The organism is Variovorax sp. 20P10.2.4, from assembly GCF_058244205.1.
In genome coordinates, this window is record NZ_JBZAYE010001118.1 from 1 (window position 1) to 1,332 (window position 1,332).

Annotated in this window: 2 protein-coding genes and 1 pseudogene; 1 reads left to right on the forward strand and 2 read right to left on the reverse strand. The window is 72.2% G+C overall.

The window, feature by feature from the left end; genetic code table 11:
• The coding region (locus AC27VN_RS41590) for a CinA family protein (RefSeq protein WP_490880527.1) at nucleotides 1-236 on the reverse strand (236 nt) is incomplete at its 3' end.
• Nucleotides 237-247: 11 nt separating this feature from the next.
• Nucleotides 248-775, reverse strand: coding sequence for a phosphatidylglycerophosphatase A family protein (locus AC27VN_RS41595; RefSeq protein ID WP_208511370.1), 528 nt, complete (start codon nucleotides 773-775; stop codon nucleotides 248-250).
• 230 nt (nucleotides 776-1,005) lie between these two features.
• Here AC27VN_RS41595 and AC27VN_RS41600 point away from each other — a divergent pair.
• Nucleotides 1,006-1,332, forward strand: a pseudogene (locus AC27VN_RS41600) (MFS transporter); the annotation flags it as partial.

Here is a 1,332-nt window from a genome sequence, read left to right on the forward strand (position 1 = left end):
GCGGCGTCCACGCCCAGCAGCTCGGTCTTGGCCGCGTTGGAGTAGGTCACGAAGCCGCGCTCGAACCAGGCGCTGGAGCCCGCGAGCTCGGTGCAGGCGGCGCCGATCAGGCCGCCGGTGCAGCTCTCGGCGGTGGCCAGCAGCCAGCCCTTCTTCAGCAGCAGGCCGGCCAGGGCCTCCACCAGCTCGGGCGTGTCGAGGTCCTGCGAGGAAGGGGGCGGGAAAGAGGATTCCATGGGTCGGGGTCTCACCAGGCGCGCCAGAGCGCGATCACCAGCAGCGAGCAGAAGGCCGCCACCAGGTCGTCGAGCATGATGCCGAAGCCGGCGTGCCACCAGCGCACCTGCGCGGCATCGCGCTGCTTGAACAGGCCGTCGGCCCAGGCCACGGGGCCCGGCTTGGCGGCATCGAAGAAGCGGAACAGGGCGAAGGCGACGATCTGCGCCCACAGGCCGGCCGGCGTCACCAGCCACAGCACGATCCAGAACGCGACCACCTCGTCCCATACCACCGCGCCGGGGTCGGCCAGGTTCATGTCGCGCGCCGTCAGCGTGCAGGCCCACCAGCCCAGCGGCAGCGAGACCCCGATGATCCAGCCGATCGCGGCCGGCGACAGCCAGTGCTGCATCACCGAGAACGCGGCCCAGGCCCACAGCGTGCCCACGGTGCCGGGCGCGAAGCGCGACAGGCCGGAACCCAGGCCCAGCCCGACGAAGTGCGCCGGATGCGAGAACAGGAAGCGCGCGCTCGGGCGGCGGATGGAGGGCGGGGGCATGGCGCCGGAAGTGGGCATCGGACGGGCGGGATCGGAGACGGGAACGGCGGCGTGCATCAGCCGGGAGTGTCGCGCATCTTGCCGCAGCGGGTGCCGGCGGGGCGCGCGGCGCGCCGTCTTCGATTTTATTTATCAAAGCGATTGCTTGTTTAATTCGAGGTGGCGGCCTAGTATCCGGGCACCTTCAGATCCGGGCCCGGGCACTGCGCCGTCGGGCCGACGCTTCCACCATGGCCTCTTCCTCCTCTCCCGCCCTCGACCGCTCCCGCGCCGACCCGCCGGCCACCGCCGGCTGGGGCGAACTCTTCAGCGGCCGCAACGGCTGGCGCGCGCTCGCGCTGACCGGCGGCGTCGCGCTGCATGCGGTCAACGTCCACATCGTCACCACCGTGCTGCCCTCGGTGGTGCGCGAGATCGGCGGGCTCGACTGGTACGCCTGGAGCACCACGCTGTTCGTGCTCGGCTCGATCCTCGGCGCGGCGCTGTCGGTGCGCCTGCTCGCGGTGCTGGGCCCGCGCGGTGCCTGCCTCGCGGCGCTGGCGGTGTTCAGCGCCGGC

What these genes read in the sequence shown, in the direction of transcription:
- AC27VN_RS41595 (WP_208511370.1), bottom strand. Translation starts at nt 775, where the DNA reads ATGCCCCCGCCCTCCATCCGCCGCCCGAGCGCGCGCTTCCTGTTCTCG.